Annotated in this window: 20 protein-coding genes; 14 read left to right on the top strand and 6 right to left on the bottom strand. The window is 41.4% G+C overall.

What is annotated here, in order from left to right; all coding sequences use genetic code 11:
* Positions 1-8 precede the first annotated feature (8 nt).
* Complete coding sequence (locus ACZ8ZH_RS14060) at positions 9-1,595, bottom strand: ATP-binding cassette domain-containing protein (RefSeq protein WP_119063725.1); 1,587 nt, start codon at positions 1,593-1,595, stop codon at positions 9-11.
* Between the two features lie 544 nt (positions 1,596-2,139).
* Here ACZ8ZH_RS14060 and ACZ8ZH_RS14055 point away from each other — a divergent pair.
* Both ACZ8ZH_RS14055 and ampC read left to right on the top strand, forming a co-directional pair.
* A complete protein-coding gene (locus ACZ8ZH_RS14055) occupies positions 2,140-2,520 on the top strand; it encodes a hypothetical protein (protein WP_119063726.1) in 381 nt (126 codons plus the stop codon).
* Between the two features lie 201 nt (positions 2,521-2,721).
* Positions 2,722-3,888, top strand: a complete 1,167-nt coding sequence (gene ampC, locus ACZ8ZH_RS14050) for a class C beta-lactamase (protein ID WP_119063727.1) — start codon at positions 2,722-2,724, stop codon at positions 3,886-3,888.
* Positions 3,889-4,066: 178 nt separating this feature from the next.
* On the opposite strand, the gene ACZ8ZH_RS14045 is transcribed toward ampC, so the two are convergent.
* Positions 4,067-4,876, bottom strand: coding sequence for a cytochrome C assembly family protein (locus ACZ8ZH_RS14045; protein ID WP_010327405.1), 810 nt, complete (start codon positions 4,874-4,876; stop codon positions 4,067-4,069).
* 138 nt (positions 4,877-5,014) lie between these two features.
* Here ACZ8ZH_RS14045 and ffh point away from each other — a divergent pair, with 138 nt between their 5' ends.
* Both ffh and ACZ8ZH_RS14035 read left to right on the top strand, forming a co-directional pair.
* Entirely contained in the window at positions 5,015-6,421 is a 1,407-nt protein-coding gene (ffh, locus tag ACZ8ZH_RS14040; protein WP_010327404.1) for a signal recognition particle protein, read from the top strand.
* Positions 6,422-6,601: 180 nt separating this feature from the next.
* A complete protein-coding gene (locus ACZ8ZH_RS14035) occupies positions 6,602-7,201 on the top strand; it encodes an RBBP9/YdeN family alpha/beta hydrolase (protein ID WP_119063728.1) in 600 nt (199 codons plus the stop codon).
* Here the strand turns inward: ACZ8ZH_RS14035 and ACZ8ZH_RS14030 are convergent.
* Both ACZ8ZH_RS14030 and ACZ8ZH_RS14025 read right to left on the bottom strand, forming a co-directional pair.
* Positions 7,192-7,923, bottom strand: coding sequence for a type III pantothenate kinase (locus ACZ8ZH_RS14030; protein WP_119063729.1), 732 nt, complete (start codon positions 7,921-7,923; stop codon positions 7,192-7,194). The genes ACZ8ZH_RS14035 and ACZ8ZH_RS14030 overlap by 10 nt on opposite strands.
* 17 nt (positions 7,924-7,940) lie before the next feature.
* The gene (locus ACZ8ZH_RS14025; protein ID WP_119063796.1) at positions 7,941-8,696 is read right to left on the bottom strand and encodes a biotin--[acetyl-CoA-carboxylase] ligase; all 756 of its coding nucleotides are present in this window, start codon (positions 8,694-8,696) and stop codon (positions 7,941-7,943) included.
* Between the two features lie 28 nt (positions 8,697-8,724).
* Between ACZ8ZH_RS14025 and ACZ8ZH_RS14020 the strand changes: the two genes are divergently transcribed.
* From ACZ8ZH_RS14020 to ligA, 5 genes are all read left to right on the top strand, one after another.
* Positions 8,725-9,528 carry a sulfite exporter TauE/SafE family protein gene (locus ACZ8ZH_RS14020; protein WP_119063730.1) on the top strand — a complete coding sequence of 268 codons (804 nt, stop codon included), beginning with the start codon at positions 8,725-8,727 and terminating at the stop codon, positions 9,526-9,528.
* 160 nt (positions 9,529-9,688) lie between these two features.
* On the top strand, positions 9,689-10,384 hold the full coding sequence (locus ACZ8ZH_RS14015) for a GntR family transcriptional regulator (RefSeq protein ID WP_086208747.1): 696 nt from the start codon (positions 9,689-9,691) through the stop codon (positions 10,382-10,384).
* Positions 10,385-10,394: 10 nt separating this feature from the next.
* Positions 10,395-13,847 (top strand): chromosome segregation protein SMC, encoded by a 3,453-nt coding sequence (smc, locus tag ACZ8ZH_RS14010; RefSeq protein ID WP_119063731.1) that lies wholly within the window; start codon positions 10,395-10,397, stop codon positions 13,845-13,847.
* 4 nt (positions 13,848-13,851) lie between these two features.
* Positions 13,852-14,838, top strand: coding sequence for a cell division protein ZipA C-terminal FtsZ-binding domain-containing protein (locus ACZ8ZH_RS14005; RefSeq protein WP_119063732.1), 987 nt, complete (start codon positions 13,852-13,854; stop codon positions 14,836-14,838).
* A 94-nt stretch (positions 14,839-14,932) separates the two neighbouring features.
* The gene (ligA, locus tag ACZ8ZH_RS14000; protein WP_086208744.1) at positions 14,933-16,972 is read left to right on the top strand and encodes an NAD-dependent DNA ligase LigA; all 2,040 of its coding nucleotides are present in this window, start codon (positions 14,933-14,935) and stop codon (positions 16,970-16,972) included.
* A 278-nt stretch (positions 16,973-17,250) separates the two neighbouring features.
* Here the strand turns inward: ligA and ACZ8ZH_RS13995 are convergent, their stop codons facing one another.
* Complete coding sequence (locus tag ACZ8ZH_RS13995) at positions 17,251-18,318, bottom strand: SDR family oxidoreductase (RefSeq protein ID WP_086208743.1); 1,068 nt, start codon at positions 18,316-18,318, stop codon at positions 17,251-17,253.
* A gap of 265 nt (positions 18,319-18,583) precedes the next feature.
* On the opposite strand from ACZ8ZH_RS13995, the gene ACZ8ZH_RS13990 reads away from it, so the two are divergent.
* The 5 genes from ACZ8ZH_RS13990 to ftn all read left to right on the top strand — a co-directional run bounded on the left by ACZ8ZH_RS13990 (position 18,584) and on the right by ftn (position 23,718).
* Positions 18,584-20,725 (top strand): TonB-dependent receptor, encoded by a 2,142-nt coding sequence (locus tag ACZ8ZH_RS13990; protein WP_228199430.1) that lies wholly within the window; start codon positions 18,584-18,586, stop codon positions 20,723-20,725.
* Between the two features lie 73 nt (positions 20,726-20,798).
* Positions 20,799-21,089 carry a hypothetical protein gene (locus tag ACZ8ZH_RS13985; protein ID WP_162622312.1) on the top strand — a complete coding sequence of 97 codons (291 nt, stop codon included), beginning with the start codon at positions 20,799-20,801 and terminating at the stop codon, positions 21,087-21,089.
* A complete protein-coding gene (locus ACZ8ZH_RS13980) occupies positions 21,055-21,348 on the top strand; it encodes a hypothetical protein (protein ID WP_086208741.1) in 294 nt (97 codons plus the stop codon). The genes ACZ8ZH_RS13985 and ACZ8ZH_RS13980 overlap by 35 nt, the downstream gene beginning before the upstream one ends.
* 3 nt (positions 21,349-21,351) lie before the next feature.
* Positions 21,352-22,983 carry a PepSY-associated TM helix domain-containing protein gene (locus ACZ8ZH_RS13975; protein ID WP_119063733.1) on the top strand — a complete coding sequence of 544 codons (1,632 nt, stop codon included), beginning with the start codon at positions 21,352-21,354 and terminating at the stop codon, positions 22,981-22,983.
* Positions 22,984-23,253: 270 nt separating this feature from the next.
* A complete protein-coding gene (gene ftn, locus ACZ8ZH_RS13970; RefSeq protein ID WP_004695301.1) occupies positions 23,254-23,718 on the top strand; it encodes a heteropolymeric bacterioferritin subunit Ftn in 465 nt (154 codons plus the stop codon).
* Positions 23,719-23,816: 98 nt separating this feature from the next.
* On the opposite strand, the gene ACZ8ZH_RS13965 is transcribed toward ftn, so the two are convergent.
* On the bottom strand, positions 23,817-24,386 hold the full coding sequence (locus ACZ8ZH_RS13965; RefSeq protein WP_086208739.1) for a peroxiredoxin: 570 nt from the start codon (positions 24,384-24,386) through the stop codon (positions 23,817-23,819).
* Positions 24,387-24,423: the final 37 nt, after the last annotated feature.

Genomic DNA, 24,423 nt, shown 5'->3' with positions numbered 1-24,423 from the left:
TGTCCAGTCTAATGCGTTTGGGTTAAATCGAAATAGTTTTGAATCTGTGTCTCCTCGACAAAGGCATCATCATGTGAAACTAAAATAACCGCCCCTGTAAAATCGCGAATAGCCTGTGCCAACAGTTGTCTTGAGTCGATGTCGAGATGATTTTCGGGTTCATCCAGTAACAGTAAGTCCACAGGCTGTGCTGCGAGACTGATACACAGTAAGGCAACTTTGAGTTGTTCACCGCCACTAAGTAGTGAGATGGGAAGCAGAGCCTTATCTCGTCGAATTCGAAGTTGCCCCAATTGATTCCGACACTCTTCATCAGACAAAGATGGATTTAATAATTGTAAATTGTGTACCGCATTCAGTTTTGGATTCAGCAGACTAAAGTTTTGATCTAAATATAACGATGCTCCTCGCTTGAAAATCTCTCCCGATTGAACATGACTATGATTTTGGATGGCACGAAGTAAAGTCGACTTACCTGAACCATTTTGGCCGCACAGTTGGATTTTTTCTCCGCTATATAAAGCAAAAGAAATAGGCGAGATAGAAAGTGTGGTTAAAACCACATCTTTTAAACGAAGAATTTCACCAGTTTGTTGAGGTTGAAAATGGAAATCAAACTTTTGTGATTTCATCTGTTCTAGCTGTTGCTGTTTGTTTTTGAGTTCGTCTTGCGCTTGTTCCTTTTGGCGAAGTTGTTGCTGCGCGACACCCGATAGCGCTTGACTGGCACGTTCTTTTTTAAAGTCGAGCAGGATTTTGGCTTGAGAACCAGAGCTTCGTAATTTCTGCCCAGACTTTTGCCTTTTCTGGGCTTTCATGCGTTGTTCATGCTGTTGGACTTGTAATTGTTTAAGTTCGCGTTTCTCTTGCGAGATGTTGTGTAGTAGCGCCTGCTGCTGTTGCTCTGCTTGTAACTGATACTCGGCATAGTTGCAACGGAAATGTTGCAAGCCAAAATCATTTAAAACATAGGTGTTGGAGATTTGATTTAACAATGTGCGGTCATGGCTAACGACTAAACAGCCCGCAGGATGTTGAAGGATTTTTTTGCTTAACCACACACGACTTTCATGATCTAAGTGATTACTGGGTTCATCAAGAAGTAAATAATGCTCAGTTTGTAAAAATAGGCGGCACAGTGCCAGTTTAGTTTTCTGACCTTCACTGAGTTGAGATACTGAGCTGGATAGATCTGTAGGTAAGTTTGCACTTTTCAGTAATTTTAACCATTCAGAGGGTTGATGCCATGCATGTTCGACGCGGTCATAGTCTTCAAAGCTTGCGGTAGATTGTTCAATCCTCTGAAAACTTGCATGCAGGTCAGCAATATTAAGGGCTTCGGCAAGCGTACAGTTGCTTAAACGTTCGAGCTGACTTAAGTAAGCATATGGCATATGCCAAATCACTTCGCCACTCGCATAATTGGGTCTGTGCGCTTGAGTGAGTAAGGACATTAATATTGATTTACCTTGACCATTACGTCCGATCAGGGCTGAACATTGGGCAGCGGGTAATTCAAAGTTTAAATGCTGAAAAAGTGCTTCATGAGTAAATTGAACACTAAGATTTTTTACGGTACAGGCCTGTTGGGTCATTGAAGACTCCTTTGTACAGGACATACAAAATAAATTTTTTATAAGGGTATAGAGTAGTAAATAAGTTTATTTTGCACGTCAGAAAACAAATAAATTAGATTTGACGGAAAATAAGACTTACTTCATTGGCATTACTCTAAAGTAGAAGGAGGGGGCGTTAAATATTTAGCTAGTATAGCAGGTGGATGAAAAGTGATCCATTTCATTATCCTTCTTATGCATTTAAGATTTATCGATTAGTATTATTGGTTGCGAAACTCTGTCATACACTAATCGTGGCTTTCTGTAGATGTGAGTACATCACGCACGATTGCGATAGTTAGGTTTTTAGGAGTGTAAAGTTGAGGCTCACAGTGGCGTTATACGTTTTTAGTGGAGCTGCCTTTGGAAAGGCTGTAGAGTGTATAGCTTTGAGTATTTAGAGTTCGTATAAGAGATTGATGTTAAATCACTGCTTGTATTCTTAATGAGACACGGAGGGTAGGCTCTTTTTCTTTTGAGTAGATAATAAAATTAAATAAATAATGATAGTGAGGGGACTGCAATGGATGTTTTAACACGTTTTATTATTGAAATTAGTATTGCATTACTGGTGAGTAGCGCTACTACTTTTGTGATTACAACTGTTTTAAAAAACTTATTGACTGATTTATGTGGAGATGTAGTTCGTGCAACCTTCTGGTCGCGATTTAGCCTCCTTATGCTGTTCTTAACACCACTCATGTTTGTAATATTTTTTGGGATGTCATTTGACTCTGGGGCTACTGATCATCTTGTTGTGAAACGAGCTTTGGGCTTGAGTCTGCTTGGTGTGTTTTGTGCAGTGATGGGTATGGCATTTCAAATTTCACAATTTATTTCTAGTAAGAATGCTTTAGCTTCAAGAGAAGAATCTATTAAAGAAAATGAATTACCAGAGAATTGATTTGAAGTTCAATTGGATAAAAAGGAAGCACAAGCTTCTTTTTTATGGATGGGTTTTAAATTATGGATATTACGCATTAGATTAAGAGTAATCTGCATAACCGCTATGGCGCTAAATAGGCGAGTGATAAGGATTCATTACAGAAAATAAATTAGATAAGTGAGAACATTGTTATTTGTATTATTAAGGCTAATAGTAGGAATGTTATCTAAAACCCAAAAACTATTTAAAACTAGTCTCTTTACCTTAGCTGTGGGATGTAGTATCCATTCAAATGCATATGAAATAGAGGCAAAGCAAAAAGATATTGAAACTGCTGTTAACCAGTCATTTAAACCACTTATGGAACAGTATGGTGTGGCAGGAATGGCGATAGGCGTCATCTATCAGGGGAAAAACTACGAACACTATTATGGTCTTCAAGCTAATAATGATCATAAAAAAGTAGATAGTCGGACTATCTTTGAGTTGGGTTCTGTCAGCAAGCTGTTTACTGCAACCGCGGGTGCTTATGCTAAGGCTCAAGGAAAATTATCTTTTCAAGATCATCCAAGTCAATATTGGCCAGCTTTAAAGAACTCAGAAATCGATAAGGTAAACTTGTTGGAACTAGCGACTTATACGAGTGGTAATTTACCTTTACAATTTCCTGATTATGTCAAAACAGATGAGCAAATTTTAGACTTTTTTAAAAATTGGCATATAAAAAATCCTCCTGGTAAATATCGTCAATATTCAAACCCTAGTATTGGGTTGTTTGGAGAGTTAACAGCAAGATCAATGAAAGTCCCTTTCCCATCATTACTAGAACAGGTGATTTTTCCAAGTCTTCATTTAAAACATACTTATGTGAATGTTCCAGAGGAACAGAAAGAACATTATGCTTTTGGGCATGATCAAAAGAATGATCTTATTCGAGTTAATCCTGGTGCATTAGATGCTCAAGCATATGGAGTTAAATCTACACTTCCAGATATGCTAAGTTTTTTAAATTCAAATTTGGATGTAGAAAAAAATAGTTCAGAGATAAAGAAAGCCATTTTAGAAACGCACAAAGGCTATTTCAAACTTGGAAACATGACTCAGGCGCTTGGGTGGGAGACGTTCTCTTATCCGACTACCTTAGAAATTTTGCAAGAGAGCAATTCTGAAAGCGTTGTTATGCAATCAAATCCAGTTATAAAGGATATTAGCCAGTCAAAATCCAAAGTTTTTCATAAAACTGGTTCTACGAATGGTTTTGGAACTTATGTTCTCTTTATTCCTGAAAAAGGCTTTGGGCTAGTCATGTTAATGAATAAAAGAATCCCAAATGAAGAGCGGATAAAAGCGGCATACAATGTATTCAACACAGTAAAAAGTATTTAAGTTTTTCTAAAATTTACATCATACGAAATGCATTCGATAATTTTTTCTAAATCAAAATCTTGATGTTTACTAAAAAGCCCAGTCTGACCAAACTGGGCTTTTCTATTGAATGATCATGTTCCGCTTTTGCTTATAAAGCAATGTTACATATTTTTGATCAGGTAAACTAAAAAAGACGTTATCGACCTAAGATCATTTCCAATACAAACTTAGATCCGATAAAACCGACAGCCAATAAAAAGAATCCAATTAAGGTAAAACGAATCGCTTTTTGCCCCCGCCAACCAAAACGGTAATGTCCGATAAGCAAAGCTCCATACACAAACCAAGAAATAATACTAAAAGCGGTTTTATGTGCCAGATGTTGGGCAAAAAAGTTATCGATGGTAAAGAAACCAAATACCAATGCTACGGTCAGTAAAAGAAAACCTGTTTTAATCAAGTCAAATAGTAAAGATTCCATCGCTTGAAAAGAGGGCAGTAAGTTGACCCAAAAGCGTTTCTTTTGTTTGTTCTTTAACTCGCGATCTTGGAACCATAAAATTACGGCTTGAATGGTTGCCATGAGTAGTACTGCATAGGCCGACAGCGATAAAATAATATGAATATCTAAACCCAATGAGCGCTGTTCAATAAATTGAGTGGACTGACTAAAGGCAAAACCTAAAATGAGTCCTGTAGCAGCCACAGGAATGCCAATCAGGTTCAAAGCTAGAATTGGACGATAAGTGCTATAGAGTAGACTGAGTAACAACATGAGCCCAGATGTAAATGACATTAAGACGAAAACGTCATAATTCACCCCCATTGGCGTGAGCATGTCATGGTACAAAACGGTGGCATGTAGCAATAAGCCTAAGCCTAAAATAATGCCAATAAACCAATGGTTTGGATCACGTTTAGCCATTAACTTGAGAAACAAATACCAAAAAGAGGTGGTATAGGCAACTAATGCTAAGATGGTGTAAACCAAGGGCAGGCTAATCATGTCAAACCTTTTTCAGGATGATGAATATTCATTTATATAAATTCGGTGCGAACTACAGTATCCTATAGCATTCTATGCATAAATTTTCTATTTTAAGAAAGATTTTTTTGCAACTAGCAATTTTAAGCGGATTTTGCAATGTTTGATACCTTAACGGAACGACTCACGCAGAGTTTAAGAAATGTTACTGGCTCTGGGCAGCTAACCGAAGACAATATTAAAGATACCCTACGTGAAGTACGTATGGCACTTCTTGAAGCCGATGTTGCACTTCCTGTAACTCGTGAATTTATCGCGAAAGTTAAGGAAGAGGCGTTGGGTCAGGAAGTGATGACTCAATTATCGCCGGGCCAAGCATTTGTTAAAATCGTGCATGACGAATTAACAAAAATGATGGGCGAGGCCAATGAAAGCCTTGATCTTGCAGCAAAACCTCCTGTTGTGGTCCTACTCGCGGGCTTACAAGGTGCAGGTAAAACAACAACGGCTGCAAAACTTGCTCGCTTCTTACAAGAACGCCAAAAGAAAAAAGTAGCGATGGTATCTGCCGACGTTTACCGTCCAGCAGCAATTAAACAGTTACAAACCGTTGCAGGTGAAGTTGGCGCGATTTTCTTTGAATCGAGCGCTGACGAAAAACCGATTACCATTGCAACGCGTGCAATTGAACAGGCCAAAATTCAGTTTGCGGATGTCTTGATTGTCGATACCGCAGGTCGTCTACACGTAGACGATGAAATGATGGACGAGATCAAAGAACTTCATGCGGCGATTAAGCCAACTGAAACTTTGTTCGTGGTCGATGCAATGACCGGTCAGGATGCGGCAAATACAGCCAAAGCCTTTAATGATGCACTGCCATTAACGGGTGTGATTCTGACCAAAACTGATGGTGATGCGCGCGGTGGTGCGGCACTTTCAGTACGTGCCATCACAGGTAAGCCAATCAAATTCTTAGGTATGGGTGAAAAGCTCGATGCCTTAGAGCCATTCCATCCTGAACGTGTTGCACAACGTATTTTGGGTATGGGTGACGTACTTTCTTTGGTTGAAGAACTTGAGCGCAAAGTCGACAAAGAAAAAGCCGAAAAAATGGCGAAAAAACTGCAAAAAGGCGGCAGCTTCAACTTTGAAGATATGCTAATGCAGTTTGAGCAAATGAATAAAATGGGTGGCATGATGGGCTTCTTGGATAAGTTGCCTGGCATGAGCAATGCTGGGATTCAAGATGCGTTGGCGCAAGCAAACCCTGAAAAGCAAGTGAAAAAGATGGAAGCGATTATCCAATCGATGACTATCAAAGAGCGTCGTAATCCAGATCTGATGAACCCAAGCCGTAAAAAGCGCATTGCAGCAGGTTGTGGTATGGATGTCGTTGAAGTCAATAAGTTGATTAAACAACATGCGCAAATGGCGAAAATGATGAAGAAATTTGCCAATCCGTCGGGTATGGCAAAAATGATGAAATCATTAAGCGGTATGCAAAAGCAGTTTGGTGGCGGCGGCGGAATGGGACCATTATTTGGTGGTAACGATAAGAAGTAATCTGCTTCTAACCATTTCAGAAAAAGGCGCGTTGAGCGCCTTTTTTTATGCTGTTTTGTGAGTCATGGAAATTATTGTGTACGTTTTCAACACTCTTGCTTAATAACAAAAACGCACTGTTTATGGACTGAAAGTTGCGTAAAATTTATTCTTTTCAAATATTATAATAAGAAGCAGAAAATGAATGGATCAAAACAATACATCTATATTGTGCATGGCTATCAAGCATCGCCCAATGATCATTGGTTTCCGTGGCTCAGCCAAAAACTCAGTCAGATGGATCTACGTGCTGAAGTAAAACGCTTAGTGCTTCCGCATAGCGATACACCACATTTTGAAGAGTGGCAGCAGGCTTTAACCCTGCAAATGTCCACTTTGGATGAAAATACCATCATCATTGCGCATAGTTTGGGGTGTCTAGCGACTTTACATTATCTCAGTGGTAAACTGTGTGACCGTCGAATCAAAGCGATTTTTTGTATTGCGGGCTTTAAAGCGGCTTTAAAAAGCTTACCTGAGTTAAGTGGTTTTATTGCGCAAGCGAAGTTGGACAGCGGTTTACTCCACTCTCACATCGCTTCACGTGTGGTGATGTTTTCCAATAATGACCCCTATGTTCCGCCGCCTTTGGCGCTTAGCTTTGGGCACTTTTTGAGTGCAGAGGTATTGGAAGTGAAACGTGCAGGGCATTTTATGCGGGAAAATGGCTATGCTGAATTTGAGCTATTGCTGAATACCTTAAGACCCCTGTTACAACAGCAGCTGGTGGCTCAGGGTTGATGCTGAATATAATATTGCAAGCCTTTGAGTAATAAATCATTTTCAATGCAAGGTGCATAATGCTCCAAATAACGTGCAAATATAGGAGCATCGCCACCAGTTAAAATCAGTTGACGTGGGGACTGCTGTAAAACCTTTTCAATGGTACTGACGAGACCAAGTAAAATTCCATGATGCACGGCGTCGATGGTATTACGACCGGGCCCCAGTTCATCAAAAGCGGCATCTGGAATTTTAATACCTTTGGTGTTTTGAATGAGTGAATCACGTTGTAGGTAAAGATTTGGTAAAATATATCCACCTAAGTGTTGTAACCCATCCGCCAAGTCAATGGTCAGCGCTGTACCACAGCTAATGACACAATAGTTCTGCCTAGCATCGCGTGCTACAGCGAGTACTTGTAGCCAACGGTCAATTCCGAGCTGTTCAGGTTTTTCATAGCCACACTGTAGACCCGCATAGCTCGCCTGTACTTGGGCAAAGGTGATGGGCACATTTAAGCTTTTTAGAAGCTTGTTGATTCGGTCGTTATTTTTTTTGTCCTGAACCGAAGAAACACCAATCTGTTGAATGTTCAAGTTTTTAAAATGTTGAATCAGTCCTAAAAGTAAGTCAGCAGGGGATTGTAAATGTAACTCAGCACCTTGTTCTATGATGCGATCTTCCTGCGTAATCCAATATTTCAGCCGCGTATTGCCAATATCTAACCATAGATTTTTCATGATAATCCTCGGTCTATTTAAATGACGGATGTTGGGCGCAAGCGGCCTTGGTAAAAGCATTTAACACCATTCGCGGTCTGAATTTGTACCGCACCATCATCTTGAATGCCTAAGAATAGGCCTTGAGACAGACCTTTCATATGTTCAAATTCGACCTGTTGCTGCATAAATGCTGCGTAATGATTGAAACGAGAAGCCAGATTTGCACTGTTATGGGTGAACCATAAGCCTGCTTGTTGAATGGCCAGATACAGTTCTGCCATTAAGTGAATTCGATCTGGTTGGGCTAAACCAAGCTGTTCAAGTGAACTGGTGGCTTGATCGAGCTGGGTATCTTCGACTTGATTGATATTGATGCCCACCCCAATGATCGCTTGGTGGCTCGATAGCGGTTCAACTAAAATTCCGCCCCATTTGCCTTGTGCACTATATAGGTCATTTGGCCATTTCACTTGCAAAGCTAAACCTTGTAAGCTCGGCATTTGTAAAATATTGAGCGCAACTTCTAAAGCCAAGCGCCCATCTATAGGTGCTTTGCTTTGTAACAATGTGCTTAAATAGATGTTTCCTTCTGGGGACACCCATTGTCGTTGGCGTTGTCCACGGCCGTGTGTTTGCCGTGTGCTACACACTAAAACACTCTGAATCCCTTTTTGTGCAATCTCTCGCACATCATCATTGGTGGATGTGGTAACTGGTTTTAGCAATAAAACTTCAGGGAGTTGCTGTGCTTCAGCGAGAAGTTGTTGTAATTGGCGTGTCTCTAAATCCATATGAATCTGAGAAAAGTGAAAAATGATCATGGAGTTAATCATATATTTACTGATTGGCGCAATCGCTGGTTTTGCTGCGGGGCTATTTGGGGTCGGTGGTGGACTCATTATCATCCCGATTTTATATGTGGTGTTTACTCATCTAAACTATGACCCGAGTGTCATTATGCATATGGCAGTGGGAACTTCGTTGGCCACAATTATTGTCACTTCAATGAGCTCCGTGAGTGCGCACCATAAACGGGGAGCAGTGTTGTGGTCGGTATTTCGTAATTTAGCTCCTGGGTTGGTTGTGGGGGCATTTTTAGGTGCAGGCATTGCTGACTATATGTCGGGACATGGCTTACAACTGCTCATTGGTTTCTTTGCTGTTTGGGTGGCGTACAAAATGTTTAGTGGCGCACATGTCGAGGTCGATCCATCGCGTCAGTTACCTTCAACAGGACGACAGTTATTTGCTGGAGCAGGTATTGGTGTGGCTTCCGCGATTTTTGGTATTGGTGGTGGAAGTTTGACAGTGCCGTACTTAAACCGGCACGGGGTCGTTATGCAAAAAGCAGTGGCGACATCTGCAGCTTGTGGCTTACCTATTGCAGTAGCTGGTGCTTTGGGTTTTATGTGGTTTGGTCATCGAGCTGAGGTCAATGTACCGAATACCATTGGTTATATTCATGTCTACGCCTTTTTCGGGATTGCGATGATGAGCTTCATTACTGCCAAGTTTGGTGCAAAAGTAGCGCACCATTTGTCGCCAGCGATGTTGAAAAAGTGTTTTGCGGGGTTATTAATTGTTGTTGGGCTATATTTTATTTATCAAGGTTTTAGTTCTTAAATAAGCGCGAAAATCTTGTCTAGCTTGATTTTCATTGGCATTATAGACGGTAAAATTGTCTGACAATGACATGGTGTTTACCGTTTAATCTCAGGTAAAACTTAAAAATAGGTCACTAAAGACCATGGATTGCATCTTATAAAAACAAGTTAGGAACAGTATGCAAGCACATGATACAGAGAGTTTGTCCGAACAAATTGCCAAGCACATCAGTGAACAAATTATTCGCGGTGAGTTGGTTGAAGGTGAGCGCATACAAGAATTACGTATTGCCGCAGAACTGGATGTGAGTCGCGGTTCTGTGCGTGAAGCTTTGTTATTGCTTGAACGTACCCATCTGATTGAAATTTATCCGCGCCGTGGCGCGATTGTCTCAGAAATGTCAGCCCAACAAGTGCGCGCCTTGTTTGATACCAGCAGCCTGCTTTTGGGGCAAATTGTGCAACGTATTGCGGAGACATGGCGTAGCTATGAAGCGGAACGTTTGCAATTGTTATTGGATGAATTGAGCAACCAGTTGAAACAAGGCAGTATCGAAAAATTTTATGATTTAATTTTTGAAGGTTTGGCGCGCCAGCATGAAATGGTGGGCAATCCTTATCTAATGAAGTTCTATCAAGAGCTATTACCCTCGATACGTCGAAGCTATTTTTTAACCTTAAATACTTCACGTAGAGAGTTACAAGAATCTTATGATTTATTTAAACTAGTGACTGATGCGGTTTTAATCAGAAAATCACAACAAGCTACTTTATTTATGGAAGATTTTTGTCGACACTTACGTAACTTGGTGTTGGAATCTCTGACCCGAATGAAACAAATTGAACTTGCGTGGGCGAGACGCTCACGACGTTAGTCAGGACATTATGCGTTTAAGCAGTTTAAAACTTTCCGGCTTCAAATCTTTTGCCGACAGTACTACCTTACACTTTAAAGATAGCCGTACCGCAGTGGTTGGGCCGAATGGTTGTGGTAAATCCAATGTAATCGACGCGATCCGTTGGGTCATGGGCGAATCTAGTGCTCGCCAACTGCGTGGCGGTAGCATGCAGGATGTCATTTTTACGGGCACGGCAAAGCGCAAGCCCGTTAGTGTCGCAAGTGTCGAACTGCGTTTTGACAATACCTATGGCAAGTTAGGTGGTAGTTATAATGCCTATACCGAACTGGCAGTTAAACGTCAGGTTAACCGAGATGGCAAGTCTGAATACTTTTTAAATGGCACCAAATGCCGTCGTCGGGATATTACCGATATATTCTTGGGCACAGGTTTAGGGCCACGTTCTTATTCGATTATTGAACAGGGCATGATCAACCGTTTGGTCGATGCGAAACCTGAAGAAATGCGGGTTTTTATTGAGGAAGCTGCAGGGGTTTCGCGTTATCAAGCACGTCGCCGTGAAACTTTATTGCATTTGGATCACACCACGCAAAACTTATCGCGTTTAGAAGATATTGCCTCTGAGTTAAGATCACAGTTAAAAACTTTAAAACGTCAGGCTGAAACCGCGATTCAATATAAAACACTGGAAAGCCAAATTCGCACCATTAAAGTCGAAGTTTTATCTTTTCAATGTGAACAAAGCAGCCGTTTACAGCAAGAATATACGCTGCACATGAATGATTTGGGCGATCAGTTCAAGTTAGTCCGTTCAGAGTTAACCACTTTAGAGCATGATTTGACTTCAACCAGTGAGCTATTTCAACGCCTGATTCAGCAGTCCACGCCCCTACAGAGTGAGTGGCAACAGGCCGAGAAAAAGCTGGCTGAGTTGAAAATGACTTTGGAACAAAAGCAGAGCTTGTTCCAGCAAAATACGACGACTTTGGCACAGCTTGAACAGCAGAAGGCACAAACCAAAGAACGTATGCAGTTGATCGAGTTACAACTGGAAAGTTTGCACGAACAAAATGAGCTTCATACCGAACAGTTACAACAGCAAGAAAGTCAAAACCAACAGCAAAGCCAAGGCTTAACGGATTTAAAAGCACAGCAGCAACAATTGCTTCAACAGTTTGAACAAGTCAAAAGTTTGGTTGAAAAGCAACAGCAACAAAAAACGCAAATGTTGACGCAAAGTGAACAGTTGGCCAAAAACATTTTACGCTTTGAACAACAAAAGCAAATTTTAGAGCAGCAAGCGGCGCAAATTCAAAACCAAAGCCAGTTGGATGCGATAGACCAATTGTTGCATGCCAAGCAAGATGCCGAAGCACAACAGTTACAACGTGAGCAAAGTATCATTGAGGTGCAGTTACAGCTGGATGATTTGCGTATTCAGCACCAAGCTGCTCAAACTGAGTTGAATCAGCACAAAGCAGATATACAGGTCTTAAGTGCAGAGCAGAAGCATTTAAAGCAGCTGTTGGTTAAAGTCAGTGCCTTAAAAAATAGTGATCATCCACAGTTGATGCATGTGCTGAAGCTTAAAGATGCGGCTAAAACCCATGCCGCGCTGGTCGAAAAATTCTTAGCCAAATGGCTTTCAGCGCATTGTTTGGACAACAGCGATGCATTCACCGATGCGGTTGCACGTCAGTTAACGCCTCAGCCACATGTTGAACTGATCGAAATTGCAGGTTGTGATAGCCTAGCCAGTTGGATTGAATCACCGCAGTCCTCTTTGTGGCAGCAGGTGGGGGTGACCACCAACTTAAAACAAGCCCTCGCTTTGCAAAAGCAATTGAAAGATGGTCAGTCTCTTCTAAGTTTAGACGGTTATCATGTTGGTGTGGACTGGGTGATTGGTCTGGATTATGACGAAGCGAGCCAAGCTGGACAGGGGGCACTCAGTCATCGAATTCGTTTAGATGAAATTGAACAGAGTCTTGCTGAAAAAACAGGACTTCTGACTCAGCTTGAAACGAAAACCACAGAACTTCGTACTCAAGTTCAAGCAGTAGATGAGCAGTTAAAAGCGGATCAACAGCTATTGAAAAAAGAAGTTCAGGCAACCCAGCAGATTGACTTGAATATCGCCAAAGTACAAAGTACCAACCAAGCCTTTGAAGTGCAAAAACAACAATTGGCCAATCAACTGGCACAGTTAGACAGTCAACTCGAAGAAGATGCCATGCAAAAAGATGATTTGGAGATTGATCTGCATGCATTGAATATTAAGCTTGAGCAAAACTTGCCTAACTACAAAACCATGCAGTTCCAAGTGGAGTCTTTGACTGAGCAACTGGATGACAGCCAGCAGCAGGCACAGCAGGTTTGGCAAGCACTTGAAATGGTACGTCGTCAGGCAGTGCAAACCACACAGCAGATTGAACTGTTAGAAAAAGACCGTACTTTTTTAAAAGCACAGTATCAGCAAATTTTGTCGCAGATGGAACAGGCCAAAAAGTTTATTGACCCTGTACAACTGGAGCTACCTGCCTTAGAAAGCCAGTTTAGTGAACAAGCACAGATCACTGAAAAGTTACAAAAAACATGGTCTGAATGGCAAGTTGAGCTGAATGCGGTGCAAGAGCGTCAGCAGAGTTTGACCGAACAACGTCATCAGCATCAGCAACAAGATGAAAAGCTGAGAACTCAGTTAGAAGAAAAACGTTTGGCGTGGCAAGCTGCAAAGTCAGACTTACAACATTATTCTGAACAGCTGAAAGAGATGAATGTTGAAGCTATTGAGGGTTTGAACATTGAGATCAGTAGCCATCAACAAGTTCTAGAAAAAGCACAGCAGCAGTTTGAGAAATTGGGTGCAGTGAATTTGGCAGCTTCAGAAGAATATGAAGAAGTGTCTAAACGTTTTGAAGAATTGAGTCATCAAATTCAAGATTTGGAAAATACCGTTGAACAGTTGCGTGCTGCAATGAAAAGTATTGACCAAGAAACCCGCAAACTGTTTATGACTACTTTTGATCGGGTCAATGCTGAACTACAAGATTTGTTCCCGAAAGTGTTTAATGGTGGGGAGGCGAGTCTAACTTTAGAAGATGACTGGCAGTCTGGGGTAAAACTGATGGCCCGTCCACCGGGCAAACGCAACAGCTCATTGGCACTACTTTCAGGCGGAGAAAAAGCCCTGACAGCATTGGCCTTGGTGTTTGCGATTTTCCGTCTTAATCCATCACCATTTTGTGTTTTGGATGAAGTTGATGCACCTCTGGATGATGCAAACGTGGGAAGATTTTGTAATCTTGTAAAAGAGCTTTCTGAACAGGTGCAATTCATTTACATTACCCATAATAAACTCGCAATGACGATGGCGACCGACTTGTTAGGTGTTACGATGCCTGAACCGGGAACATCAAAATTAGTGACTGTAAATTTAGAACAGGCAAAAGAATACGGTTTAGTCGCGGAGGCCTAATAAGATGGAATACACAACAATTATTGGTATCGTCATAGCAGTGATTATTATGCTGCTTGGCATCAGAATGATTTTCCGAAAGCCGACAGATGCCGCACCATCGCTAGATTCGACTTTGCATATTGATGAAGATAGTCAAAAACCGATTATTCCACGTCATGTCCGTGACCAACTGCAAACGGTGGTCGCGGAACCTGCAGAGCGTAAAGAGCCGATTTTAAGTGATGCTCCAGTCGATGCAACAATAGCGGGAAAAGCTGAACCAAAGGCTTTAGATGCAGATAGTGTAGTCGAGAATACTGATGCTGAACCAAGTTTAGTGGCATCAGCTGACATAGAAAATAAAGCAGTAGACTCAGCCACTCCTGAAAATACTGCAACAGAATCAACGACTGAAAGTACAACCTCAGCGCTTGTCGATGACCAAGCGAAGGCTGATAAAGCTGAATTTAGTTTAAATGCCAACGTTGAAAAAGCCGAAATTTCAGAGTTTGACGATGAAAGTAGTATTTTAGATGCACATTTGTATGAGCAAAAAATTGTTGATGATGAAAGTGCCTTAGCCACAGCAGAATCGTTTATTGCCCTGAATGTTTATCCTGAACGTCGTGCATTGTCTGGTGAGAAAACCTTAAAAGTTTTAATGAAGTATGGTTTACGTTTTGGCGAAATGTCATGTTTCCATCGCTATAACGAAGATGGAACCAAGTTGCTGTTCTCTGTTTTGCAAATTACCGATACAGGTATGGATGGTTTTGACTTGGAAAATTTGTCGACCGATCCAATTAAAGGCTTGGCCTTTTTCTTGGCCTTACCACACCGCGATGTCCAAAATGCCTTTGACACCATGGACAGTATTTCACGTTTGATTGCCCGTGAAATAGATGGAACGGTTTATGACCAAAATAATCAAGAGTTCACGCCCCAACTGCGTGAGCATTGGCGCCACTTGGCGATTGATTACCGTGCTGGACAAGCAATCGACGCTTAATCTGATTGAAAGCAACGATAACGATTTCTATAATAGACAGCAGAAATACAATTTTTAGGGCGGAACAAAGACCGCCCTTTTTTATGGTGAAATTATGACTCAAACTTCGACTGTCGTTGCGCAAATGCGTCAACTGATCCAAATTTTGGCACAGCATAATCATGCTTATTATGTGATGGATCAGCCGACCATTTTAGACAGTGAATATGATCAGCTTTTTCATCAATTGAAAGCTTTAGAAGAACAACACCCTGAGTGTATTCAGCCAGATAGCCCGATCAATAAAGTGGGTGCTAAACCTTTGGCGAAGTTTACGAGCGTGACTCATGTGGTACCGATGCTGTCCTTGGGTAATGTGTTTAATCAAGAAGAACTCTTTGCCTTTGCGCGCCGTGCAGAAGAACGTTTGCCGAATCAAACCATTCAATATGATGTCGAACTGAAGTTTGATGGTCTTGCCATTTCACTGTGGTATGAACAGGGTGTGCTGGTGCGTGGGGTAACGCGTGGTGATGGTGAAACAGGGGAAGACATTACCCAAAACGTCAAAACCATTCGTAACTTGCCGAAGGTGTTGAGCACAGATCAGGGCGAAGTACCTACATTACTGGAAGTTCGTGGCGAAGTTTTGATGCCTAAAGCAGGTTTTGAAAAGCTCAATGCAGAAAATGAAGCCAAAGGTGAAAAGACTTTTGCCAATCCACGGAATGCCGCAGCGGGAAGTCTACGTCAGTTAGACCCGAACATTGCGGCTGCACGTCCACTTGCATTTTATGCTTATGGTATTGCGCAGTGTGAACCCAATCATGGTCAAAGCACCATGTCGGAAAGTCTAGAGTGGTTGCAACAGTTTGGTTTTGCAGTCGGTGAGCGTCATTTTGTCTGCGATAGCATTCAAGAAGTTCAAGCTGTTTATGAGCAAATCAATGCGGAACGACCACAATTGAGTGTGGAAATTGATGGCATGGTGATTAAGGTCAACAGCCTTAAACAACAGCAACAGCTAGGCTTTTTAAGTCGTGAACCGCGTTGGGCAACGGCGTATAAATTCCCTGCGGTGGCTGCGCTTACCACGGTTGAACATATTGACTGGCAAGTCGGGCGTACAGGTACATTGACCCCTGTGGCGCGGTTGAATCCTGTTGCTGTGGGTGGTGTGACCGTTTCAAATGTCACCTTGCATAATATTGGGGAAATTCACCGCCTAGATGTGCGAATTGGCGATACTGTCAGTGTTTACCGTAGTGGTGATGTGATTCCCAAAGTGGAAAAAGTGTGGCCTGAGTTCCGCCCTGTTGATGCCACTGAAGTTGAACTCCCGAGCCAATGCCCCGTGTGTGAATCGCCTGTGGTAATGCCCGAAGGTGAAGCTTTAGCACGTTGCTCTGGTGGTTTGTATTGTGCTGCACAGCGTATCGAGGCAATTCGCCACTTCGTATCCCGTAAAGCTCTCGATATTGAAGGTTTGGGGGATCGTTGGGTCGAATCACTGTTACATCTTGATTTGCTTAAAGATGTGGCTGATATTTATCACCTACACGAGCACCGAGAAAAACTATTAACCATTGAAAAAATGGGTGAGAAGTCCGTTCAGAACTTGATTGATTCGATTGAAAATAGCAAGAAAACGACTTTGGCTGCATTTATTTATGCGCTGGGGATTCGTGGGGTAGGTGAAACCACAGCGCGTATGTTAGCCAATACCTTCCAAACTTTAGATGCGCTACGTGTCGCAGACATTGAAGCTTTAAAGAAAACTCCAGATGTGGGGGATATCACGGCAGAGTGGATTGTCGACTTTTTTCAAGCACCGCATAACCTTGAAGTTTTGGACCGATTATTGGCGGCAGGTATTCACTGGGACGCGCCTGTGGCACCAAGTCGCCAACCTTTAAACGGTGAAAGTTGGGTCGTGACAGGGACACTCAGTACGATGGGGCGTGATGAAGCAACACAGCTCTTGCAAGCACTAGGTGCACGTGTCAGTGGTAGTGTGTCGAGTAAAACCAAGTGTGTCGTTGCAGGTGAAAAAGCTGGTTCAAAGCTGGATAAAGCGGAGAAGCTTGGGATTGCTGTGATTAATGAAGCTGAGTTTATTCAACTAATGAAAGATTATGGTCAGTTAGAGGCTTAGATTGTTGACTCAGATTAAATCAGAAATATGATACTCGAAAACGTCATCTGCAACCTGCGTGGTGTAAATAAGATAATGTTTCTGCGACATATTTCTGATACATCAAAAAGTGGTCAGGTTTTGCAGATGAGCATGGTTTTGCCTACTTTTGCCAAAACAAAAGTAGGGCCAGCTGCAGGCTAATGATGAAATGGGGTGAGAACTTGATAAGACTCCGCCAAGATCATTGCTTTTCAATGAGCTGGAGGAATATTTAAGTCAAATTCATGTAATTTATTTCAAGGAATATATTGCTTGATAACACCGTCATCGAGCAATTGTTGAAAGTGCTCAACGAGACTCTCTTTGACATCTCGGTATTTTAAACCCAATTCTTTTTGGCTCTTGTTCGCATCAAAATAAATCGGATAACCCATATTCAACTCAACAAACTCGCGGCTAAAGCCAATGAATGGACCAATCACCTTAAAGGCTGCTTTGGGCAGTTCATTTCGTGGAAATGGAAATTTCCAACCAAAATGAGCTTTAAGCAATTGACCGATTTCAAGCAGACTTAAAGTTCCACCACTGACGATGTAACGACCTGTTGCTTTTGGGTTGAATGCTGCTTGTAAGTGCGCTTCAGCAACATCTTGAACATCGACCACACCATTCCACATGGGTGGGACACCTGCTAAAGTCAAGCCATTGGTAAACTGTTGTAAGACCTCAATCGAACCTGACTGTGTATTTGGTGTCAATGAACGACCAAAGACCAACGCAGGGTTAATGCAGACCAACTGCCAACGATCTTGTGCCTCAGCCATTGCCCAAGCTTTACGCTCAGCCATCACTTTAGAATATGGATAAGGCTGATGGGTCTCAGAACTACTGGTGTTCCAGTGACTTTCATCAAAAGTATTATGGTCCGTTTTTAAAATATCAATCGCATCACCATAGGTCGATGCAATACTCGACGTAACAATGACACGTTTAACGGACTCAGTTTCATTGACGGTGTTTAAGACATTTTCTGTACCCAAAACAGCAGGTTCAATGATGTCTTTCACTGCATCTTTATAGTTGGTGACGACGAAAGGAGAGGCCATATGAAAGACAATTTCACAACCTTGCATCGCTTCTTTAAAGGAATTGGGTTCGAGTAAATTGGCTTTAAATAGTTTCAGTGTTCCTGCACTGCTTTCTGCAATTTGAGATAAATGTGCGAAGCTTTGGGTTTTGTTCAGGTCACGTACAGTGGCATGAACGGTATAACCTTGGGCTAATAATTTTTGAATCACCCAACTGGCAATATAACCCGATGCACCTGTGACCAGTACAGGCGCTTGTGTTGCTAAATTTGTCATAGATCAACCGTTGTTGTTTTAAGTATAGGCTTAGTGTAAACGTGAATGCAGGGAAAGTCTTTGCTTCAGTACCGAACTGATGACTGACTTATTCGTTATTTTACGATAGTTCACTCAATTTAATTCAATATATATAGGGTTTATTGAAAAAATCCTAAATTTATATTTTAGATCAAATAAATAAGTCAAACGAGAAAATTCAATTAATAATTATTTACATTGTGTATATAATAATCATTATCATTTAGTTTAAGCGTTGTTTCAAATGAAAACCTTTTCAAAAAAAATTCTTGCAAGTTCTGTTGCTATTTTAATGATGGGAGGTGGCTGTTTTCAGCTTGCCTTTGCTGAGGAAGAGGTTTCGATTTTACCTGCCTTAAAATCAGAAGCGCAGGCACAACAACAAAACTATGCAGATGGTAAGTTAGCCAAAGAAGCTAAGTTAGGCGCCTTGGGTAATAAGTCTGTCATTGATACTCCTTTTAGTGTCACTACATATACTGCAAAAACAATTTCTGATAATCAAGCTGCGACGGTTTCTGAAGTTCTTAAAAATGATCCGAGTATTCGTGAAACGACCAATTCAGGTCATTTAAATGAAAACATTCAGATCCGTGGTTTCTCTGTAGGTTTTGAAGACTACAATATTAATGGTCTATATGGCATGGCGCCAACTGGACGTATTCCAACAGATATTATTGATTCAGTCACTGTTCTTAAAGGTCCTAATGCTTTAGTGGCGGGCATGGCACCAGCTGGGAGTGTTGGTGGTGTGGTCATGGCGCAAACAAAGCGCGCTAATCAAGATCTGACACGTGTAAGTGCAAGCTATGAAGACGATGGTTACTATAAATCAGGCTTTGATGTTGCAAGACGTTTAGGTAATAACAAGGAATTTGGTGTACGTGTCGGTGGCTCTTATGGGCAAGGTGAACATATCATTGATGGGATGGATGATACAAATTCAACAGGGGTCGTGGCACTTGACTATACAACGGATAAGTTAAAACTAAACTTTGACGCTTATGCGGTACGAGATAAGCGTGATAATGGTTCACCTGTTATGGTAAGTATGGGTACAATCAAACAGGTTATTGCGGCTCCGAGTGGGGATAGTAATTTCTTCCCAAACATTCACGGTGAGCAAAGTAGTCAATACTTAGGAGTATCAGGCGAATATAAATTTAGCCCTGATTTAAAAGTATTTGGGGGAGCAGGATATACAGAAAAAGAATATTCTGGACATATTTTTGGCACACGGATGATTGTGCAAAATGCGACTACAGGTGCCGCAAGTTCACAGTATTATCGAGTGGGTTATCAAGAACATGCTGTCGCAGCTAATCTTGGGCTAGAAGGTAAGTTTGATACAGGTGCCATCCAACATACACTTGGCTTACGCGCAGATTATCTGACACGTAATTATTGGCAACATTCAGCAGCAACATCAAATGCGTTTAATACTAACCTTTATAACCCAATTGTAGATGCATCTGAACAAATGCCTACGTCATATCCAACTATTGTACCTTATGCCGATAACCGCTATGTCAGCTATACATTAACTGATCAAATGTCGATGTTAGACGATAAATTACAAGTCATTTTAGGTGCTCGGTACCAAGATATTGACACGAAAAATTTATATAAAAAGACGAAATATTCATCAGATAAACTTTCCCCAAGCTTAGGTCTCGTCGTTAAACCATTTGGTGAGGACCTATCTTTCTATGCAAGTTATGTCGAAGGACTATCTGAAGGGGTAACAGTTTCAGATATTACCTATCCAACTGCAACAAATAAGGGGGAGACATTAGCCCCTTATCAAACCAAGCAATATGAACTAGGGACTAAATACCAAGTGGGTTCTTGGCTCAATACTTTAGCGCTTTACCAAATTGAAAAGCCTGAGGTTTATCAGGACACTGTAACTAAGGCTGTTAAAGATGATGCTGAGACACGGTCTCGTGGTATCGAGTTTTCAACAGCGGGACAGCTAACAGAAGATTTAAGTTTGATGGCGAACTTAGCTTATATTGATGCTGAATATGTTAAATCGGGGACAGCATCTCAAGTAGGTAATACTGTAATTGGTACACCTGATTTTACTGCTGGTTTGGGTATGGACTATAAAATTCCTGTCGTTGACGGTTTGAGTGTAAATGCTCGTGCATCTTATGTGAGTGAACAATACTTAAATACGGATAATAGTTTAGAGTTGCCTGATTACACGATTTTGGATTTGGGGGCTAAATATGCGACAAAAATTGGTGGTGTAAATACAACATTTAGAGCCAATGTAAATAACTTAACCGATGAAAAATATTGGTCAGGAGTCTTTGGTAGTAACTATGCCATTTTAGGTGCTGGTCGTACCTATAAACTTGGTGTCACTTTCGATTTCTAATTTTTGAGATTAGCCCATTGCGATGCAGTGGGCTTTTTTATGTCTGAATGCTGCCTCATTTAAGTTGAAAGCAATGATTAAATTTCTCGGTTTACTCCTGTGCTGTAGTGGTTGTGTCCTGCTGTATTTGACCCATGCTAATCAAACTGTACTCAAGCAGGCTGTGGCGAAAAAGTACCGCTGGGTCGGACTTACAGGTCTTGTTTTGGCATTGGTTCTTTTACTGTCGGTATTACCAAAACTGGTAGCAGTGTTGATGTGGTTACTGATTCCATTGGTGTTGTGGTCAGCACTACCATTTCTTCCTTTATTACATGGGGCTTTGACGCATGACGTTGCTACGCGATCAAAAGATACAACCTGACTGGTGGACGAAAAGCTTTGCGGGTGCAGTTCTTGGACTTAGTCTAGCTTTCGCTTTAGCTGCATTAATCACGATGTGGGGACTTCAATCTGAGCATCGTGGCCTTGCGCCGCAGTTAGGGATGTGGTCGATTCCGTGGATTTGGTTACCACTCTTTTTCGTGGCCTATTTTATTCCACGTGGTTGGCAGTCTATTGTAATTTATATGTTTTTCAATGTCGTGGCTTACGCACTCGTGTTTTGGCTTAGAGGGGAATAGGGTATGAAGGTACGTACAGATATTCTCCGACTTGCCAAAGAGTTACATACATGGGTCGGGATTTGCGCGGGTATTCTCTTGTTCATCTGCTTTTTTGCAGGTGGGCTAAGTATGTTCCAGCATGATTTGAGTAAGTGGGCAACACCACCACAACAAAGTTTACATACGGTTGAATTGCATCAGTACAATGATTTGGTGTCACAGGTACAGCAGCGCTATCCTGAAGCGCAAAAAAGCTTTCAGATCAATTTAAACTCTAAAGAGTTTCATCATGCCCCGATCCAGTGGCAACCTGCGCAAAGTCAAGCGCATGATGATCATGACTTTGATACCGATCAAAGTGCAATGTTGGCGACACTGAAACCAGATGGCAGTTTACAGGTTGAACAGGAAAACCTATCCAAACTGGGTTGGTTGATTGAACAACTACATGAAACAGCAGGCATTCCGGGCATGCTTGGGCACCATACGCTCGGTGTTTATGTCATGGGTGTGGTATCTGTCTTATATTTTTTAGCGCTGATGACTGGCCTGATCGTTCTCTTGCCAACGTTGGTCAAAGACTATTTTGCGATACGGCAAGGCAAGAACAAAAAACGCTTTTGGCTTGATGCACACAATGTGATTGGCATTACCAGTTTACCATTTCATATTTTGATTAGTGTAACGGTGATTGTTTTTGCATTTCATGATCTCTTTTATGATGGTTTAGGGCAACTGGTCGCAAAAGGCAAACCATTGTTTGAGCGTCCTGCTGCGGTGCAGATTGTAGAACCAGTCCCTCCATTGGATGTTGAAAAAATACTCTTGCAGGTCCAGCAACAAGCACAGGGCTATGAGGTTTCGTCTGTAAGTTTTAACAATCTCGACCAGCCCGCGAAGGCATCCGCCCGTGTGAGTTTATACAGCCCTGACCAGATGTTACGCGGTGACAACTTCGATGTGATGTTTTTCAATCCTTATCAGCCCGCACCTTATAGTACGGTCAATTTAAATACCCAGAGTTCAGCTCTAGATCAACTGATTCGATCTATGTTCAGTTTGCACTTTGGCAACTATGGTGGAGATTTTACTCGGTGGTTGTATTTGGCCTTGGGGATGGGCGGGGCATTTTTATTTTATTCAGGCAATATTCTATGGATTGAATCGCGTGTAAAGCGACAAAAAAATCCGAATTTAGCACCACCTGCACAGCGCAAGGATGTGCAATTCATTGCAAACTTAACCATAGGGTCATGTTTAGGAACAGTCCTTGGCATTTTTATGAGTATGTTGATTGGGCGTTGGGCTTATGTCCTCAGTCCTGAACTACACAGCATCAATGCATGGTTTATGTATATCTATTATGCAATTTTTATCTTTAGCCTCATTCTTAGTTTTGTACTTGGTGCTGCAAGGGCTTTGCCTACATTGTTACTCTTTATTGCAGTGACTTTATTGCTGTTGCCTTTAACCTCAATGCTTGCTTTGCTGTTGCCCGAGATTGGTTTATGGTCATCTTTTTCCTATTTATGGTGGATTGATGTATTTTCCATTCTTTTTGCGGGGCTATTTTTACGGTTTTATCGTCAAGCACAAGCGCGTGTACAGTCCGCAGAAGTAGGTTCAATTTGGTCTGTTGCTTCATCCAAGTGAGTCTTTTTCAATGTGTTTGGTGGTTGAAATAAGAAGCATTTTTAATGGTTACAAAATAAAGCAGAGGGCTATTTAAGCTGAAAAAGCCTTTGCAAAAGGGATCAATTTTTGCAAAGGCTTATTTTATAACTATTATTTTGATAATTCATACTGCAAATGCGTATGTTTCTCATTTTAATTTTATAAAAATCATGAACTTACATAATTTAAGTTTTGCAAAGTGAATTAAATGTGTCCATAATGGTTGCATTAAAGATTGGAGATTTTGAAATGCGTGGCAATCCTGAAGTCGTAGACTACTTAAATATGTTGATCGGTGGAGAATTGGCTGCACGCGATCAATATCTGATTCATTCACGTATGTATGAAGATTGGGGCTTAAGCAAAATCTTTGAACGTATTGATCATGAAATGCAAGAAGAAGCACAACATGCGGATGCGATTATTCGCCGGGTTTTGTTTTTGGAAGGCACACCGAATATGCAACGCGATGATGTTGAAATTGGTGAAGATGTGGTTTCATGCTTAAAAGCCGATTTAAAGCTCGAATATCATGTACGTGAAAAATTAGCGCAAGGCGTAAAATTGTGTGAAGAAAAGGGTGATTACATTACCCGTGACATGTTACGTCAACAAATGTCAGATACTGAAGAAGACCATACTTATTGGTTAGAAAAACAATTACGTTTAATCGAGTTGATTGGTCTACAAAACTATATTCAGTCTCAGATGTAAGAGATGCGAGCCATTTTATGTAAAGATGGCAGTTGCATTTATATGGTAAGAAATCAAAAAAGCCTTCGAATCAATGTTCGAAGGCTTTTTTGTAGGGGTTATTTTTTAGAGAACTTTTGAATATCTGCCAATACTTGTCCCGCATGGGTTTGGGTATTCACACTACTGTAGTGATAGACCACCGTACCTTGTGGGTCGATCAGAAAGGTTTCACGTTTCGCAATTTTAGCGATACCTAAGTTCCGTACAATGCCGAGCTGATTGGCCAGTTGATGATTGTTATCAGCCAAAATAGGGAAATTCAGCCCTAACTTTTTCGAAAATTTTTGATGTGACTGTACGTCATCCAGACTTACGCCTAAAACCACGGCATTATTTTTGCTAAATTGTGGGTAGAGTGCTTTGAACTGATTGGCTTCTTGTGTGCAACCTGGTGAGTCATCCTTCGGATAAAAATAGAGAACGACCCACTTGCCTTGATATTGTTTGAGCTCATGCCATTTGGCATTTTGATCTTGTAACTTAAAACTCGGAGCTGGCTTACCCACCCACTGCTTTTGCTCTGATGAAGCGCTTGAAAAAGCCGGTGCTGCATAAGTGGCATTACTGATGGCACAGAAACTACCCAGCGAAATTAAGCTAATCGTTGCCATTTGCATTATTTTCATGATGTAGGCTGTCCTGAAAAGTATTGACTTGATCTTA

The organism is Acinetobacter sp. SW-226, from assembly GCF_055632855.1.
Note: the sequence above shows the minus strand (reverse complement) of the source record. Positions and strands in the feature narration are given on the sequence as shown.